The sequence below is a fragment of the Sphingomonas sp. genome (genome assembly GCF_041661825.1).
Taxonomy (GTDB): domain Bacteria; phylum Pseudomonadota; class Alphaproteobacteria; order Sphingomonadales; family Sphingomonadaceae; genus Sphingomonas.
Genome location: NZ_JBAZTU010000001.1, coordinates 1029979 through 1044563, shown reverse-complemented (window position 1 = coordinate 1044563; position 14585 = coordinate 1029979). Strand labels below are relative to the sequence as shown.

The 14585-nt window shown below is 65.3% G+C and carries 13 protein-coding genes; 6 read left to right on the top strand and 7 right to left on the bottom strand.

Going from position 1 to position 14585, the window contains the following annotated elements; translation table 11 throughout:
• Positions 1-47 precede the first annotated feature (47 nt).
• Positions 48-290: a hypothetical protein gene (locus tag WC729_RS04735; protein WP_372850044.1), complete on the top strand. Its 243-nt coding sequence runs from the start codon at positions 48-50 to the stop codon at positions 288-290.
• Positions 291-343: 53 nt separating this feature from the next.
• Complete coding sequence (locus tag WC729_RS04730) at positions 344-601, top strand: hypothetical protein (RefSeq protein ID WP_372850042.1); 258 nt, start codon at positions 344-346, stop codon at positions 599-601.
• A 50-nt stretch (positions 602-651) separates the two neighbouring features.
• Here the strand turns inward: WC729_RS04730 and WC729_RS04725 are convergent, their stop codons facing one another.
• Together WC729_RS04725 and xth are read right to left on the bottom strand one after the other, a co-directional pair.
• Positions 652-1002: a DUF3147 family protein gene (locus WC729_RS04725; RefSeq protein WP_372851011.1), complete on the bottom strand. Its 351-nt coding sequence runs from the start codon at positions 1000-1002 to the stop codon at positions 652-654.
• A gap of 238 nt (positions 1003-1240) precedes the next feature.
• Positions 1241-2014, bottom strand: a complete 774-nt coding sequence (gene xth, locus WC729_RS04720) for an exodeoxyribonuclease III (RefSeq protein ID WP_372850040.1) — start codon at positions 2012-2014, stop codon at positions 1241-1243.
• 74 nt (positions 2015-2088) lie between these two features.
• Here xth and WC729_RS04715 point away from each other — a divergent pair, with 74 nt between their 5' ends.
• The 3 genes from WC729_RS04715 to WC729_RS04705 all read left to right on the top strand — a co-directional run bounded on the left by WC729_RS04715 (position 2089) and on the right by WC729_RS04705 (position 3993).
• Positions 2089-2715, top strand: a complete 627-nt coding sequence (locus WC729_RS04715; protein WP_372850038.1) for a YbhB/YbcL family Raf kinase inhibitor-like protein — start codon at positions 2089-2091, stop codon at positions 2713-2715.
• Positions 2715-3323, top strand: a complete 609-nt coding sequence (locus WC729_RS04710) for an alpha-ketoglutarate-dependent dioxygenase AlkB (protein ID WP_372850036.1) — start codon at positions 2715-2717, stop codon at positions 3321-3323. The genes WC729_RS04715 and WC729_RS04710 overlap by 1 nt, the downstream gene beginning before the upstream one ends.
• Before the next feature lie 280 nt (positions 3324-3603).
• Positions 3604-3993 carry a cytochrome c family protein gene (locus WC729_RS04705; protein WP_372850034.1) on the top strand — a complete coding sequence of 130 codons (390 nt, stop codon included), beginning with the start codon at positions 3604-3606 and terminating at the stop codon, positions 3991-3993.
• A 6-nt stretch (positions 3994-3999) separates the two neighbouring features.
• On the opposite strand, the gene WC729_RS04700 is transcribed toward WC729_RS04705, so the two are convergent.
• Entirely contained in the window at positions 4000-4152 is a 153-nt protein-coding gene (locus WC729_RS04700) for a hypothetical protein (protein ID WP_372850032.1), read from the bottom strand.
• Positions 4153-4379: 227 nt separating this feature from the next.
• On the opposite strand from WC729_RS04700, the gene WC729_RS04695 reads away from it, so the two are divergent.
• Entirely contained in the window at positions 4380-6179 is a 1800-nt protein-coding gene (locus WC729_RS04695; protein ID WP_372850030.1) for a diguanylate cyclase, read from the top strand.
• Here the strand turns inward: WC729_RS04695 and WC729_RS04690 are convergent, their stop codons facing one another.
• The 4 genes from WC729_RS04690 to WC729_RS04675 form a co-directional block, all read right to left on the bottom strand.
• A complete protein-coding gene (locus WC729_RS04690; RefSeq protein WP_372850028.1) occupies positions 6180-8648 on the bottom strand; it encodes a zinc-dependent metalloprotease in 2469 nt (822 codons plus the stop codon).
• 159 nt (positions 8649-8807) lie between these two features.
• A complete protein-coding gene (locus WC729_RS04685) occupies positions 8808-10400 on the bottom strand; it encodes an amidohydrolase (RefSeq protein WP_372851009.1) in 1593 nt (530 codons plus the stop codon).
• Between the two features lie 44 nt (positions 10401-10444).
• Entirely contained in the window at positions 10445-13609 is a 3165-nt protein-coding gene (locus WC729_RS04680; protein ID WP_372850026.1) for a TonB-dependent receptor plug domain-containing protein, read from the bottom strand.
• 382 nt (positions 13610-13991) lie between these two features.
• Positions 13992-14486, bottom strand: coding sequence for an Lrp/AsnC family transcriptional regulator (locus WC729_RS04675; RefSeq protein ID WP_372850024.1), 495 nt, complete (start codon positions 14484-14486; stop codon positions 13992-13994).
• Between the last annotated feature and the right edge of the window lie 99 nt (positions 14487-14585).

The window sequence follows — 14585 nt, the reverse complement described above, 5'->3', positions numbered from 1 at the left end:
TTCGGCGACTGAGAGACATTTGCGCTCCCGCCTGTGGAGCTTTGCGTATGTCCAGACTCTATTTCCATCTTGTCGACGGCGTCGACACGCTGATTGATCAGGACGGCGTCGAGATCGCGGCCGACGAGGTCGCCGGCCGGGCCCTGACCGAAGCGCGCGCACTGATCGCCGACGAGGCGCTGCTCGGGCGGATCGATCTGCGCCAGCGGATCGAGGTGAAGGATGGGGAGGGAGCGGTGCTGCACTGCCTTCCCTTTGCCGCGGCGGTCGAGATCATCCCGCCGGGTTGATCTTTCCCGATCGTATCGGGAGCGAAACCGCTTCTCTCACGTTTTGGACCCCTATGCCCCGATATTATTTCCACCTTCATAGTCGCGAAGGCGTCACGCCGGACGAGGAGGGCCAGGAGCATGACGGACTGCGCGAAGCTCATAGCGCGGCTCTCGCCGACATCCGCTCGCTTCTCGCCGGCGAGGTCGAGGAAGGGGCGATGGACCTCGACGGGCGCCTCGAGATCACCGACGACAAGGCGCAACCCGTGCTGATCGTGTCGTTCCGGGAAGCCGTCTCGGTCCATGCGCCCGGCCCCGAAAATCGGTAATCCGCTCGGCGCCGGCCAACCATTTTCGCGCGCTGGCAAGCTACCTGTCGCTAAAGCCGCAGGCCGAAGCGGGGACCGATCCACATCATGGCGAGATACAGCGCGATGGTCAGCGCGCATCCGGCGAGCAGGGACAGCCAGAAGGGCACGCCGTGGCGCAGCAGCGCCGGGATCAGCAGGAACATCGGCAGCGACGGCAGGACGTACCAGAAGGTGGCGCTCGCATGATCGGCCATGTTCGCCGCGTCGGGCTTGTCGTGCCACAGCCACATCATGCCCAGCACCGATACCAGCGGCAACGAGGCGACCAGCGCGCCGAAGCCGGGGCTGCGCTTCGCGATCTCGGAGACGGCGGCGATGATGATGCCCGAGATGAGGGCCTTGATCGCGAGATAGAGCATGGCGTGCATCATGGCATGGATCGGCAGGCCGCGTCAGCTACCGCACCAATGGACGCCCGGACCATGGCCGAAATCCGCACCTGTCCCATATCTCCCTGCGCCTGGCCCCCGGCCTCGATCCCTTGATTCAACAGCGTCGCAGATGGTGGCAACGTACCATTGGACGGCGCCAGTCGGGGCCCGACACGCTCTTTCCCAGATTGAAACCAGTGCAATGCGGCCTGCCGATAGCGCTGCGTCAGCCCTCGATCTCGATCCACACCGGCGCATGGTCGCTGCTCTTCTCCCAGCCGCGCACGTCGCGATCGACCTCCGCTGCGACGAGCCGCGGCGAGACTGACGGGCTGAGCAGCAAATGATCGATGCGCAGGCCCGCATTGCGGGCATAGGCGTTCCGGAAATAATCCCAGAAGGTATAGATCGTCTCGTCCGGATGCAGGGTGCGCAGCGCATCGGTCCAGCCCTGGTCGAGCAGGCGGAAAAAGGCGGCGCGCACTTCGGGCGCGAACAGCGCGTCGTCCAGCCAGCGCTCCGGCTTGTAGACGTCGCGCTCGGTCGGCATCACGTTGAAGTCCCCGGCGATGATCACCGGCATGCCGGTCGCCAGCAGCTCCGCCGCATGCGCGATCAGCCGCTCGAACCAGGCCAGCTTATAGTCGAATTTGGGGCCGGGGCGGGGATTGCCATTCGGCAGATAGAGGCCGGCGATCAGCACGCCGTTCACCGCTGCCTCGATATAGCGGCTTTGCTGCGCGTCCGGGTCGCCGGGCAGGGCGCGCCGCGTCTCGACCGGCGTGCCGACCCGGCTGAGCAGCGCGACGCCGTTCCAGCTCTTCTGCCCGTGCCAGATCGCCTGATAGCCGGCCGCCTCGATCGCGGCGGCGGGGAATTTCTCGTCCGGCGCCTTCAGTTCCTGCAGGCAGACCACATCCGGCGCGCGCTCTTCCAGCCAACGCAGCAGCACGGGCAGGCGGCCATTGATCCCGTTCACATTATAGGTCGCGATCTTCATCGGTGGCATGATCCCAGTGGAAACCTCGCAAGCGCTGCGGGTTCACCCCATCTAACGCATGAAGGAGGCAGCCGATGCTCGAACATGTACCGCACTGGCTGGGGAGCCTGTTCAAGGGCGTGCGCGCCGGCCATGCCCGGCTGGTCGTCGCCGATCCGGACCTTGGGCTGACCGGGGAGTCGATCGACCTGTCGAGCCCGGCCTTTGCCAATGGCGCGCGCCTGCCCGAGCGTTTCACCGCCGACGGCGCGGGCGTGTCGCCGCCGCTGGTGTGGGGGCCCGTGCCGGAGGGCACGCTGAGCCTGGCGCTGATCGTCGAGGATCCCGACGCGCCGTCGCTCACCCCGCTGGTCCATGCGCTGGTGTGGGGGCTGCCCGCCGACGAGCACCGGCTGGCCGAGGGCGCGATCGTTGCGGACGGCGCGGGCGATGCCGATGGCCGCGATGTCGGGCGCAACAGCTTCTTCGCGCAAGGCTGGCTGCCGCCCGATCCGCCGACCGGGCATGGCTCGCACGATTATGTGTTCCAGCTTTTCGCTTTGTCGGAGGTGCCCGCGCTCGATTCCAATCCGGGGCGGGCGGCGATCGTCGAGGCGATCCGCGGCCGTGTGCTGGCGGCGGGCGTGACCACCGGCACCTATTCGCGTGGCGAGCAGGCGCCGATCCGGACCGCCCGCGTCGGCGGCGCGGCGCGGGCTTGATGGCGGCGCAGATCGACCTGTTCGGCGCGCCACCCGGCCTTCCCGATGGCGTGGACTATGCGGCGGACATCGTCACGCCCGCCGAGGAGCGGGCGCTGGTCGCGCAGCTGGACGAGATCGAGGTCACGCCGTTCCGCTTCCAGGGCTGGCTGGGCAAGCGGCTGACCGCGTCGTTCGGCTGGCGCTATGATTTCGACGATGCGAGCTTCGGCCCGACGGAGCCCATCCCCGATTTCCTGGTGCCGTTGCGCGATCGGGCGGCGGGCTTTGCGGGGCTGTCGGCGAAGGATCTCGTCCAGGCGCTGATCGTCCGTTACGATCCCGGCGCCGGCATCGGCTGGCACCGCGATCGCCCGGTGTTCGAGCATGTCGTCGGCATTTCGCTGGAGACGCAGGCGACCCTCAGGTTGCGGCGGCGCACGGAAAAGGGGTTCGACCGGGCGGCGCTGCCGCTTGCCCCGCGCTCCATCTACCATCTGAGCGGGGAGGCGCGGCATGGCTGGGAACACAGCATCGCGGCCATGGACGTGCGTCGATGGTCAGTGACGTTCCGGAGCTTGTCGGAGAAGGGAAGGAAGGCGGAAAACCAGGCCGGGGCACTCGCCTAAAGACCCGGCCTGGTTCCGCCGCCGTACAGCTACTCGATAGCGGCTGGCCCGCCCAATTAGCTGGATTAAGACCGCATCAACCATTCCGTAGTCTTCCGCATAGGTAGTTTTCCGGATGTGCCGCTCACCGTGCGAGCGCGCCCGAACAATGGCATTGCAAGGAGGGGGTGGGGCCGCCTTAAAGGGAAGAAACCACGCGAATCCACGGACAGCCGGTCATCACCGGTTCAACTGGAACAAGCGAGGACGGGTTCGTGACGTTGCGTATGGGAGCATCCGAATGAAGTATCTTGCTGGTCTGACGGCGATCGCAATACTGGCCGGTTCCGCTGCGGCCTATGCCGCGCCGCCCGCCGATGCGGCCGCCGGGGCTGTGGTGTTCAAGAAATGCGCCTCGTGTCACAGCGTCGATCCGTCAGGCAAGAACGGCCTCGGTCCCAATCTGCGCGGCGTCGTCAATCGCAAGGCGGGTAGCTTTGCCGGCTTCAATTATTCGCCGGCGATGAAGGCATCGGGCCAGGTGTGGAACGACAAGAACCTCGCCCGCTTCCTCGCCGCGCCGCGCCAGGCGCTGCCGGGCACGAAGATGATCTTCATCGGCCTGCCCAACCCGCAGGACCAGGCGAACGTGATCGCCTATCTCAAGCAGAATGGCGCGGCGAAGAAGTAGCGGCGGTCAGCCGTCCGCCTGATCCTGTAGCGCCTTCTTGTGCTGCTGGAGCAGTTCCTCGGCCTTGGCCGAGAGCTGCTTCGTCTCCTCGATACTATCGCGGAGCGCTTCCTGCGTGGCTTCGATCCGGGCTATTTCGTCTTCGAGTTTCTTGTTCATGCGTCCCACCATCCGGGCTTAATGCAGATCAAGGGGCGATCGTTCCCTGGGTGCCTGACACCGCCGGACAAAATGCGATGAAGCGAGCGCCATACCCGTCATGCCGGAACAGGTCCGGGGTGGACGGGTAGGGGGTTGGGCGGTCGGTTCCCGAAACCCCAACCGGATCGGATGCATCGGCGCCGGCTTAACCCGGCCTCAACCGTGACCATGGTACCGCCGCCGCCATGCGTATCAGTACCATTACCAACTGGGCATACGGCGTCACGCTGTTGCTCACCGGGCTTTCCGGCGCGGCCTTCATCACTTCGGTGCGGGCGGCCGATCAGGAGCGCCTTGCGGTCCAGGAACATCTGACCCTCGACGATTTCGGCGAGGAGCTCTCGATCGCGGCCGAGAAGCGCTCGGACGAAGCGCGGCTCTACGCCATGCGCGGCGCCGCGCGACACCTCGCCGCCTTCCGCGCCGAGGAGCGCGACGTGCGGGCGCGCGAGAAGATCATCGACCGGATCCACGCGCTCGACCTGGCACCGGCCGAACGCGCCGCGCTCAAGGAAGTCGAGCGCAATCTCGACGAGCTCGACACGCTCGAACGCACCGCCATCGCCAGCGCGCAGGCCGGCGATGCGACCGCGGCGCAAGCGGTGCTGTTCGGGCCGGATCACGAGCGCGCCCAGACCGGCGTGCTGGAACCGGTCAACCGCTTCCGCGCGCTCGCCGCGACCCGCACCGAGACCGCGCTCCGCGAGGCACGCGAGCGCAGCGACTGGTACGGTCGCATCGCGCGGGGCATGCTCGCGATCACTGCCTTGCTGTTCCTCGCCGTGCTCTATTTCGTGCTGCGCCGCCGGGTCGCAATGCCGCTGATGCGGATGACCGGCATCCTCGCGCGGCTCGCCCGGCAGGATTACAGCGTCGAAGTGCCGCAGGATCGCCGCCGCGACGAGATCGGCGACATGACCAATGCGATCCACGTCTTCCGCGACAACGGCCTGGAGCGCGACCGGCTGGAGGCCGAGCGCGCCGCCGACCAGCGCGCCAAGGACACCATCCTGCAGATGATGCACCGCCTGCAGGCGACCGAGACGCAGGACGAGCTGGCCGAAGTGGTCGCGTGCTTCGCGCCGCAGACCTTCCCGCATCTCGCCGGGCACCTCTATGTCCAGAACCACACGCGCACCGCCCTGACCCTGGCGAGCAGCTGGCTCGATCCGGCGGTGTCGGTGCACAGCTTCCCGCCGACCGAATGCTGGGGCCTGCGCCGCGGCCGGCCGCATGTCAGCAACCACGAGCATGTCGACATTCCCTGTCCGCATGTCGACGAGAGCGCGGTGGCGGCATTGTGCGTGCCGCTGACGGCGCAGGGCGACACGATCGGCCTGCTCTATTTCGAGGAGCGCGATGGGATCGCAGGCATTGGCGGCGCCTCGCGCCTCTATCTCGAGCTGATGGCCGAGAATATCGGCCTCGCGCTCGCCAATCTCCGCCTGCGCGAGCAGCTGACCAACCTCGCGATCCGCGACGCGCTGACCGGGCTGCTCAACCGCCGCAGCCTGGACGGCACGCTCAACCGCCGCCGGCAGGAGGGCGATAGTTCGCCGCTCGCCGGGCTGATGATCGACATCGACCATTTCAAGCGCTTCAACGACGAGTTCGGCCATGAGGCAGGTGACGTGGTGATGCAGCAGGTCGCGGCGATCATGCTCGACGCGGTCGGCGATACGGGCCAGGTCCACCGCTTCGGCGGCGAGGAGTTCACCGTGCTGATGCCCGGGGCCGACGAGACCGCGGCGCGCGAGATGGGCGAGCGTATCCGCGCCCGCACCGCGGCGACGCCGCTCGCCTATCGCGGGCGCGTGCTCGGGCATATCTCGGTGTCGATCGGTGTCGCTGCCTCGCCGCAGGACGGGCCGGTCGCCAATCTGGTGGCACGCGCCGATGCAGCCTTGCTCGAAGCGAAGACGCGCGGACGCAATCTGGTGATCGCTGCGTCCGGCGTCGACTCGCTGAAGAGCGCGGCGGCCTGATCAGCCCAAAGGCGGCCCCGGCGGCTGCGGGAAGCGCGAGCGCGGCCCCTTGCCCCAGCTCGGCGTCGCCGTCTTCGGCGCATTGGCCTTCGGGTCCTCCAGATAATGCGCGATGTCGCGCGCCGTCTGGCGGTAGAAGGCAGTGGTCAGCGCATCGGCCCCGGGCTTGGCCTTGAGCGTCGTCGCCAGCGTCGAGAGCTTGTCGAGCACATAGGCGCGGGCCTCGGGCGCCGCCTCGTCGTTGCCGCCGAGGATCATCATCGATTCGAGCGCGACCTGCTGAGTCACCCGCCGCAGCGCGCGGTCGGACGCGGTGCCGTCGGCCGGGGCGCTCCAGCTATGCGCAAAGACGGTGTCGACCATTTCCGGGAAGGTCAGCGTATCGGGCTGGCGCGCGGCGAGCGCGATCATCCGGCTCGACTTGGCGGCATCGAACAGCGGTTCGAGCACCATGCCGGCCAGGATGCGCGCGGCGCGGAGCTGGTCGAACACATCGTCGGTCGACAGGTCCTCGAGGTTGTTGCCGGGATCGGGGGTGAGCTGCACCAGCAGCGATTCCGGCAGCGCGAGGTTCTTCGGCTCGATCGCCTCCATCAACAGGCCGAGCGTGTCGCGCTGCAGCTTCGCCGGGATGAACTCGGTCGGCGGCAGGGTGTCGCCCTTGACCACGATGTTCTCGTACAGGCCGCCGACATATTTCAGGCCGGATTCGATCGCGTAGCGATGGTGGAGATAGGCCATCCACAGCCGCGTGTTGCGCAGCGATCCGATCGGCTCGTCCGCCTTCAACATTCCTTGCCCGTAATTGGCGATCATGATCGCACGGGCGGCCATATCCTCGCGCAGATTCTCGGTCGGCGTGGCGCGGTCGTCATACCAGGTCCAGCGCGGATCGGTGTCGGGGACGTAAATGATGCCCTTGGCGCGCATGTCGGCGACGATCGCATCGAGCCCGGCCTTCTCCGACGCGGCGGGGAAGGGGGTGTAGGCGTAGCGCACCATGTACGTGTCGTACGCGCCGATCTGCTTCTGGAAGCTCTCGCTCAGGTCGAGCTTACCGTTGACGACCTTCACTCGCGGCGTCGGATATTCCATAACCGAGGCGCGGTTGTTGAGGCTCGAGGCGAAGTTGTGGCCGAAGCCCTGGGCATGGCCGAGCTCATGCGCGGTGAGCAACGCCTGGCGCAGCAGCACCATGTCGCGCTGCCCCTTGGGCATCGCGGCCATGGTGTCCTCGCTCAGCAGGTTCGGGTCGGCGATGGTGATGCCGCTGCCGTCCGCCGGAAGCCCGGCGCTGTAGACGTCCCAGTAATTGCCGACGGTGCGGATGCGGTGTGTGTCCATGCGCACCTTGGATCCGATCACTTCGCCGGTGCGCGGATCGCGGTAGGTGCCGCCGCTCGAGAAGCCGCGCTCGTCGCGGTTGATCCACAGGACATAGGCGTAGCGGATATCCATCGGGTCCATGTCGGCCGGCGCGTCGAGCGCGACGATCGCATTGCTGAAGCCCGCGGCCTCATAGGACTTGTTCCACCACAGCAGTCCTTCCTTCATCGCGTGGCGGATCGGGGCGGGAATGGCGGGATCGAAATAGATGGTGATCGGCTTGATCGGATCGCTGAGCGCGGCGCTCGGGTCCTTCTTCTCAAGCCGCCAGCGGGTGATCCAGCTTTCCTCGGGGCTTTCGCTGAACGGCTTGGAATAATCCTGGAAGCGTATGGCGCTCACGCCGATGCGCGGATCTGCTTCGCGCGGCGTGTAACCGGTCGGTGCGCGCAGGAAGCTGTGGTGGATGCGCATCGTCATCATGCGCGGATCTGGCGTCACGCCTGCCATCAGCGGACCGGGATTGTCGGCGACGAAAGTCGCGCTGGTCTCGATCTCGGTATTGTCCGGGAACCCCTTCATCCGCGCGGGGTAGAAGCTGCTCTTGCCCGCATCGAACTTGTAGCTGCCCTGGTTGGCGCGGCGAAGCTGCGCTTCTACATTGGCGGCATCGCGCATGAAGAAGGAGGTCGCATCGACCACCACCTTGCCGCCGCTCTCGGACTCGATCGGCAGCGCGGCGAGCGTCGAGGTGGGGAAGCTGTCCGCCACGCCCTGGGCGTGCGCCGCATCGCCCTTGAGCGAGCGGAAGCGAAGGTTCTGCTCGTTGACCAGCACCTTGCCGCCGACCCGGGTGAAGCGGATCACCGCGCTGTCCATCACGCCGCGATCGAACGGGAGTTCCACCGATCCGCCGCCGGTCGCGGCGGAGACGTAATAGAGCACGTCCTCGTCGAACACGGGTACTTCGAGCAGCACGCGCCCCTTCGCTGCGTCGAAATAGAAGGGGATGAAGCCGTCGACGCGCGCGGGCAGTGAGGCGCCCTTCGCCGGCGGGTCGGCCGGTCGTGCGATGGTGGGCGTGGAGAGAGCGACCAGGCAGATCGCGCCGAGCGAGGAGGTGAGCAGCTTCGCCTTGTTCATGGACCTGTCCCAGTGGTTTGGATTTTGAGCCGAGCAGACCTCCCAACCGTCACCCCGGACTTGTTCCGGGGTCCATGGTTCCGCATACGCAACAACTGTGGCGCCTGCGGGACGATGGATGCAGGAACAAGTCCGGCATGACGACAAGGGGTGTAGCGATTACTTGGTTGCAGGCGGGGGCGGCGAGGCGGGCGCCGGGTAAGGCACGCCCATCTGCTCGAGATAGCTGCTGTACTTGGTCGGATCATAATAGAATTTCGTCATCTGCGGCCGCATCTGCGCCATCAGCTGGGTGTTGAGATCGATCGCCGGCTTGTCCGCCGCAGTCAGCACCGGATCGTACTTCTGGTCCTTCTGCTGCACCGTGTTGAAATAGATCTTGGCGTCCGCAATCAGCTTCGGCGTGGTCATCAGGTCGAGCACCGTCATCGCCACGGCTTTGGCGCCTGCCACCGCGCCCTTGTGCGCGATCGGGGTCGCCATCGCGATCGCCGCCGTCACGTTATGGCCGATCGTGCTGGGCACGTTGGAGGGGAAGCGAATGGTGATGGTCGGCACGGTCCACATGATGTCGCCGATATCGTCCGATCCGCCGCCATTGGATTTGCCGCGCGATTCCGGCGTGGAGAGCGGATCGACGGTGGTGCCCAGCGGCTGGAGCTTCAGGCCGTTGGTTTCCTGGATCGCCTTGGCGAAGGCCTGGTCCTCCGGGCTCCATTTCGGCATGCCGACGGCCTTGATGTTGAGATAGGCGGCCTCGGCCATCGGCTTGTTGGCGAAATTGGGCGCGGCATAGCCGAGCACACGCCGCGTGACGGTGGTGCCCGTCGCCATCGCCGCCGCCTGCGAGATGGTGTTGCCCGTCTCGTAGAGCTGGCGGATCGAATCGAAGGTCTGCTCGCGGAAATAATACCAGACGGCTGCTTCGCCCGGCACGACGTTGGGCTGCCCGCCACCATTGGTGATGACGTAATGCGAGCGCTGGGTGAGCGGCAGATGCTCGCGGCGCATGTTCCACGCCATGTCCATCACTTCGACCGCGTCGAGCGCGCTGCGGCCGGCCCAGGGCGCGCCGGCGGCGTGCGAGGTCTTGCCGTGGAAGCTGTATTCCACCGAGACCATGCCGTTGTTGCCCATCTCGCCATAGCCGGTGCCGAAGCCGTTGCCGACATGGGTGAAGATCGAGGCATCGACATCCTTGAACAGGCCTTCGCGGACATAATAGGCCTTGGTCGCGAGCAGCTCCTCGGCGACGCCCGGCCAGAGCATCAGCCGACCCTTGATGTTGTTCTTGATCATCACGTCCTTGGCGGCGATCGCCGCCGCGACGATCAGCGGCATGCCGCTGTTATGCCCTTCGCCATGCCCCGGCGCGCCCGGCACCATCGGCGTGATCTTGGGCGTGCCCGGCATCTGCGACAGGCCAAGCAGGCCGTCGATGTCGCTGCCCAAAGCGATCAGCGGACCGCCCTCGCCCCAGGTCGCGGTGAAGGCCGTCGGGATGCCCGCCACGCCGCGGGTGACCTTGAAGCCTTCCTTCTCGAGGATGCCGGTGATGTATTCGGAGGTCTTGAACTCCTGGAAGCCCGGCTCGGCGAAGCTGTAGATCGAGTCGACCATCTCCTGCACCAGCTTGGCATGGGCATCGACATTGGCGGCGGCCGCCGCCTTCAGGGCGGGCTTGGCCTGGGCATGGGCAGCGGTAGGAACGTAAAGCGCGGTGGACAGCAAGGCGACCGTCAATCCAACCATCTTCTTCATGTTGAAATTCTCCTGATCTTTTCTGGTCTTGAGGTTTAGAAATCGAACCGGACGCCGACCCGGAACACGCGGCCGAGGACGTCGTAGAGATTGCGGTTGGTCTGCGGATAAGCAGGCGTGTTGTTGCCGGTCGGGCCGTTGCCGACGAGCACCGGATCGGTGTCGAGCAGGTTCTTGATCGACAGGAACGCCGTGGTCTTGGCGCCGGCGATCTCGAACTCGTGATTGACCTGCAGGTCGACATAGATCGCACCCGCGATGTCGTTGCGGTTGACGGTGCGATTGGCGACGGTCGAGACCGGGCAATCCGTGCTGCAGACGATATAGCTGTTGTCGTACACGCCGCCGCTCACGCCGCGGCCGACCAGCTGGAAGCCCCAGGGCCCGACGTCATACCCGGCCGAAACGCGATAGTTCCAGTCGGGCAAGCTGCCCGAATTCTGGCCTGCGGCTTCGGTCGGCACGTCTACCCCGTTGTCGGTGTAAAGGCTGATATTCTTGGTCGCCAGCGCGCGCAGGGTGAGGACGCCTGGCCCGATCGGCTTGCGGTAGCTCGCCTCGAAATCGATGCCTTTGGCCTCGATGCCGACGAAATTGGTCGGCTTCAGCTCGATGCTGGTGATGAGTAGGCCGGCGGTGGTGACGCCGCGGCCGCCGGTGGTCGAGATGGCGGCGCAGGCGGCGGCGTTGCTCTGCTCATAGCATTGCGTGACCAGCGTCTGGGCGCCGATATTGGCGATCGCCCCGCTGAGCTTGATCTGGAAATAATCGACCGAGAAGGCCAGGCCGGGGATGAAGCTGGGCGTGAAGATCGCGCCGACGCCGTAGGTCTTGGCGACTTCTGGTCTGAGCGCCGGATTGCCGACGGTGGATTCGTTGAACTGGTCGACGCGCTGATTGATGAGAGTGCCGTTCGGGACTGGCACGTTGACGGTATTGGTGCGGCCCGTGCCGGGCGCGAACAGCTCACCCAGGTTCGGCGCGCGGATGTCGCGCGAGATGGTGCCGCGGAACTTGACGTCCGGGATCGGCTGCCAGGTCACGCCGGCCTTCCATGTGCTGACCGTGCCCGAGGTGGAATAGTCGGTCAGACGGAAGGCGCCGTTGAAGTCCGCGCCCTTGAACAGCGGGATGATGGTCTCGAGATAGGCTTCCTTGACGTTGTATTTGCCGAAGGTCGGCAGGTAGTTGCCGTAGATCCAGGTGCCGTTGGTGACGCCATTGGCGACGCGCGGTTGGAACAGCGGATCGACTGAACCTGAAACCGATTCCTGACGCCATTCGGCGCCGACGCCGAGCGAGATCGGGCCCGCCCAGATATCGACCAGATTGTTGGTGAAGAGGTTGAACGCCGCGACATCCTGCTTGAGCGTCTGCTTCCGTAGTGGCTGCAGGCCGTCATACATGATGTAGTTCAACGCCTCGGGCGTGATGCCGCCCACGCCGATGCGGTTGATCGGCACGCAGCCATTATTGACGTTGGCGAGCGTCAGGCGCGAACGGCAGACGATGGTGCCCGCCGCGATGCCCGATGCGTTGCCCGCCGGCGCTACGACAGCGTCGGTGGCCAGCGTCATGCGATCGAGGTTCCAGGCGTTGGTCAGCAGCTCGTTGGTCTTGGTGATACCCTTCTGGTAATAGGCGTCCCAGTGCCAATCGCGGTCCAACAGGCCGAAATCGCCGCTGGCGCCCACCACATAGCGGAACACCTCGCGGGTATTGTCACTGCCCTGGGGCGGGATGCCGGCGTTGCTGGTGCCGATCGAAACCGTGGAGATCGCGACATTCCCAGGCGTCGCGTTATAGGCATTGACCTGATTGACGAAGCTGGTCGGCAGATAGGCGTTGATCAAACCGCCATTGCTAGCCGATGGCGCGACCTGGATGGTGACGCCGGTGGTCGGCGTCTGCTGGTAATAGCTCTGACCCTGATAGCGGCTGTAGGCGAATTGGCCGTAAATCTCGATGGCGGGCGAGAATTCGTAGCTGACCCGACCGAATGCGCTCTTGCGGTCCTCCGATGGCAGCAGCGTTGCGCTGCTGGCATGACCTTCGCGGCCGATGAGGTAATCGCCGCCGACCATCCACTGTCCGTTGGCCGGGCCGTAGACGAAGTTGTTGACGCTTGCCTTGCCGGTCGCCGGGTTGATCTGGCCGAAATAGATGCCTTTGAAGAAGTTCGTTGCCGCGACGCCGCCGGGCGTGTTGGGGACACCTGCGGAGTTGATCAGACCGCCTTGAGTGAACTGGCCGGTGCCGATGCCACCCTGGATCAGGCGCGCCGGATAGCAGATCGTCGAGGCGAGGGCGTCCTTGCAGGCGCCTTCGCTGTAGGCGGGATTGTCGATCTGGAAGAAGCCGCTGTCGTTCCAGTCGCGGTCGATCGACTGGATGCCCTTCTGGGTGAAATATTCGCCGCTGACCAGGATATGGCCCTTGCCGCCGGCAAAGGGCGTGCCCGCCGTCAGCGTGAACTTGTGGTTCGGGCCGTCGCTATAGGTGGTGACGCCATATTCGTAGCTGCCCTTCACTCCGGTATATTTCTTGTCGAGGATGAAGTTGATGACGCCCGAGACGGCGTCCGAGCCATAGGCCGAGGAAGCGCCGCCGGTCACTACTTCGACGCGCTCGACCAGCGCCTGGGGGAAGGTGTTGACGTCGACCACGCCGCTGGTAGCGGCGGCGACCGAACGCTGGCCGTCGAACAGGACTAGGGTACGTTGCGCGCCGAGGCTGCGCAGGTTGACCGACGCGACGCCGGCGAGCCCGTTGCTGAGCGACCCGTTCGAATTGGCCGCGGTCGAGCTGCCGCGTACCGAGGGAAGCGTGTTGACGAAATCCGCGATGTTGGCGGGCGCCTCGGCCTGCAATTCCTTGCTGCTGATCACGCTGACCGGGGTCGGGGCGTCATAGCCGTCACGCACGATGCGCGATCCGGTGACGGTGATTTCCTCTCCAGGCGCCTCGCCGGACGCCGACTGGTCCTGGGCTGTGTCGATCGTTGCTGAATCGACCGTCGCGGTGTCGCCGGTGGCGGGTGCCTTGTCCTCGACGCTTGCCATCATCGCCGGCGCTGCCTGCGCATGGGCAATGCCGGGCATCGCGGCAATCGCCAGCGTCAGAATCCCGGCAGTCGATAGGCTATGCCGCCTGAAGATCCGGCGGTCGGAAGTCGTGTTCGCGCTGAATGGAATCGTCATGGTCGCCCCCGATTATTGTTTACTCTCTGGGCAACCTCTCCCTTCACTCGGTTCTTTTCGAACCTTGTTCTTGAACTCTACAGTTACTGACTGGTGTATTTAGCGTACACTTCTCCTGCGGCGCCGACATGGTCGTCGGCACCCCGAATGAAGTCTCGCCTGATCAATTCTCCCTGGTAGGCACAACTCTCTGCGGAATTGCCCTGACGCAAGATTAGCAGAGTTTACTTGGGGGATGTCGCTATTTTCGCGCGCAGATTCACGTTGCTTGAGTGGATTCTTTCACGAATGCCGGATCGGGCGGTGATTCCCGGCGCCACCAAACGCCAGCTAGCCCGATTTCCGCGTTACCGCCGAATTCGATCCGAATCGGTGGAACGACTCAGGCAGGGCCCTTGAGCAGCACGGGCGGGACCGAGCGTTGCGCCACTTCGCGCATCACGAAGCTGCTGCGGATCTTGGCGACGTGCGGCAGCATGGAGAGCTCGCTGCGATAGACCCGGTCGTAATCCTCGAACGACTTCACATGGATGATCATCAGGAAGTCGACATTGCCCGACACGAAGCTGCAATAGGACATGGAGGGGCATTTCACGACCGCGGTCTCGAACTCCATCAGCACGTTCTCGGCCTGGGACCTGAGCTCGATCATCACGATCACGACGATGCCGAAGCCGAGCCGCGCCATGTCCAGATCGGCGGAATAGCCGCGCACCGCGCCGCGTTCCTCCAGGATCTTGCGGCGGCGCGCGACGGCGGTGCTCGACAGGTGCACACGCTCGCTCAGTGCCACGTCGGACGCGCGCCCGTCGCTCGCGAGCTCGCGGAGGATGCGATAGTCGATCGCATCGATATCGGTCATGCCCGAATCGTTCACGCACTGTCCCCTTTGCGCATCATTTGATCGATTGTGCGATGCAACATGAATTGATGCAACGCGAATGGCAATGCGGTTAGGGGATTCCAGCGAGAGAAA

Coding starts and splice junctions, on each gene's coding strand:
- WC729_RS04680 (WP_372850026.1), bottom strand. CDS start 13,609: ATGACGATTCCATTCAGCGCGAACACGACTTCCGACCGCCGGATCTTC.
- WC729_RS04700 (WP_372850032.1), bottom strand. CDS start 4,152: ATGAACAAGAAACTCGAAGACGAAATAGCCCGGATCGAAGCCACGCAG.
- WC729_RS04710 (WP_372850036.1), top strand. CDS start 2,715: ATGGCGGCGCAGATCGACCTGTTCGGCGCGCCACCCGGCCTTCCCGAT.
- xth (WP_372850040.1), bottom strand. CDS start 2,014: ATGAAGATCGCGACCTATAATGTGAACGGGATCAATGGCCGCCTGCCC.
- WC729_RS04730 (WP_372850042.1), top strand. CDS start 344: ATGCCCCGATATTATTTCCACCTTCATAGTCGCGAAGGCGTCACGCCG.
- WC729_RS04685 (WP_372851009.1), bottom strand. CDS start 10,400: ATGGTTGGATTGACGGTCGCCTTGCTGTCCACCGCGCTTTACGTTCCT.
- WC729_RS04695 (WP_372850030.1), top strand. CDS start 4,380: ATGCGTATCAGTACCATTACCAACTGGGCATACGGCGTCACGCTGTTG.
- WC729_RS04725 (WP_372851011.1), bottom strand. CDS start 1,002: ATGCTCTATCTCGCGATCAAGGCCCTCATCTCGGGCATCATCATCGCC.
- WC729_RS04735 (WP_372850044.1), top strand. CDS start 48: ATGTCCAGACTCTATTTCCATCTTGTCGACGGCGTCGACACGCTGATT.
- WC729_RS04690 (WP_372850028.1), bottom strand. CDS start 8,648: ATGAACAAGGCGAAGCTGCTCACCTCCTCGCTCGGCGCGATCTGCCTG.
- WC729_RS04715 (WP_372850038.1), top strand. CDS start 2,089: ATGCTCGAACATGTACCGCACTGGCTGGGGAGCCTGTTCAAGGGCGTG.
- WC729_RS04705 (WP_372850034.1), top strand. CDS start 3,604: ATGAAGTATCTTGCTGGTCTGACGGCGATCGCAATACTGGCCGGTTCC.